This is a genomic window from Variovorax sp. 01T439_2, from assembly GCF_056398445.1.
This window is the reverse complement of the sequence record NZ_JBFTPJ010001103.1, coordinates 1-1,736: the sequence shown is the minus strand read 5'-3', so window position 1 is coordinate 1,736 and position 1,736 is coordinate 1. Positions and strand designations below refer to the sequence as shown.

Genomic DNA, 1,736 nt, shown 5'->3' with positions numbered 1-1,736 from the left:
GCCCTGGCTCAGCATGCGCGCACGGTAGGTGGCGGCCAGAACCAGCTGGAAGCGGTTGGGGATCTGAAGCAGGCAATCTTCGACGGTGATGCGGGCCATGATGGAGTCTTTCGGTCAGTGAGCAGGAAATCAGGGGATGTTCAGGGCGGCGAATGTGTCGGCACGTGCGCGGCGCTGTGCAGAATACCGAAGCCGCTGAGCGTGGACGATCGCCTTGAGATCGAAAAGCGCGCGCTCAAATAACTCGTTGATTATAACGAAGTCGAATTCCCCTGCCCGGGCCATCTCTTCGGCGGCATTCTTGAGGCGCAGCTCGATGACGGCCGCGCTGTCTTCGCCGCGCCGCTCCAGCCGGGAGCGCAGTTCTTCCCAACTGGGCGGCAGGATGAAGATCATCACGGCGTTGGCGAAGGTCTTGCGGATCTGGATGGCGCCCTGGAAGTCGATTTCCAGGATGACGTCGGCCCCCTGGGCGATGCGCTCCTCGATGGCTTTCTTGGAGGTGCCGTAGCGGTGCCCGTGCACGTGGGCCCACTCCACGAACCCATCCGCCGCGATCATGGCGTCGAATTCGGAGGGCGAGGTAAAGAAATACTCCCGGCCGTGCTTTTCCTGCCCGCGCGGTGGCCGGGTGGTGTGGGAAACCGAGGGCTGGACGGCTGTGTCCAGCTCCATGAGCGCCTTGACCAGGCTCGATTTGCCGGCACCGCTGGGTGCCGCCACGACAAAGATGTTGCCTGGATAGTCCATTCGCTCGCTCATTCGATGTTCTGTACCTGTTCGCGCATCTGCTCGATCAGCACCTTCATGTCCACGCCGATGCGGGTCAGCTCCAGCGCGGCCGACTTGGAGCCCAGTGTATTGGCCTCGCGATGCAGCTCCTGGATCAGGAAGTCCAGCCGCTTGCCGATTTCGCCGCCCTTCTTGAGCAGCCGCTCGATCTCGTCGAGGTGCGAATTCAGCCGCGTGAGCTCTTCCGCCACGTCGATGCGGATGGCAAAGGCGGTGGCTTCGGTCAGCGCGCGGTCCTGGGCGGCCTCGGGCAGGGTGCCGCCGGTCAGGCCCATGGCCTCCTGCCAGCGCTCCAGGAAGCGTGCGCGCTGCTGCTCGACCAGCTGCGGAATCAGCGGGCCGGCCTGCTCGACCAGGGCGCGCAGCTGGGCCAGGTGGGCTTCCAGCATCTTGGCGAGCCGTGCGCCTTCGCGCTGGCGGGCCGACATCAGCGCGTCCAGCGCCTTGCCGGCCACCTCGAGCAGGTCGCCGCCCCAGTCGCCGCGGGCGGCGCTGTCGCCGCCGGCCAGGCGCAGCACGTCGGCCACGCTCAGTTCGCGGGCGCCGGGCAGCCAGGCCTTGATGCCGTCCTGCACGCCGTTGAGCCGCTGCAGCAGCTTGACGGAGGGCTCGACGACGCCCGCCTGGGCGGTGTTCTCGATGGCGGCGCGCACCTCCACCTTGCCGCGCTTGAGCTTGCCCGTGAGCAGCTCGCGCAGCGCGGTTTCATGCTGGCGCAGTTCCTCCGGCAACTTGAAGGTGAGGTCGAGGAAGCGGCTGTTGACCGAGCGGATTTCGACCCCGAGACGGCCCGCGGCGGCAGGCCGTGCTTCGGCTTCGGAGTGGCTGCCGGCGGGGCCGTTCTGGCCACTGGCATAGCCGGTCATGCTGTAAACTGGCATTGCGCCTCACTATGGTTTTGCTTGCAAGCACCGAGGCGTCGGCATGGCGTTCGCTTGCCGCAC

General features: G+C 66.4%; 3 protein-coding genes. All 3 read right to left on the bottom strand.

All coding sequences use genetic code 11. From position 1 onward, the window contains the following. A partial coding sequence (rpoZ, locus tag AC1DOC_RS32420) for a DNA-directed RNA polymerase subunit omega (RefSeq protein ID WP_478131414.1) occupies nucleotides 1–99 on the bottom strand: 99 nt, incomplete at its 3' end. 30 nt (nucleotides 100–129) lie between these two features. Continuing rightward, the gene (gene gmk, locus AC1DOC_RS32415) at nucleotides 130–750 is read right to left on the bottom strand and encodes a guanylate kinase (protein ID WP_015867099.1); all 621 of its coding nucleotides are present in this window, start codon (nucleotides 748–750) and stop codon (nucleotides 130–132) included. An 8-nt stretch (nucleotides 751–758) separates the two neighbouring features. Further along, nucleotides 759–1,673 (bottom strand): YicC/YloC family endoribonuclease, encoded by a 915-nt coding sequence (locus AC1DOC_RS32410; RefSeq protein WP_027730611.1) that lies wholly within the window; start codon nucleotides 1,671–1,673, stop codon nucleotides 759–761. Nucleotides 1,674–1,736 lie beyond the last annotated feature (63 nt).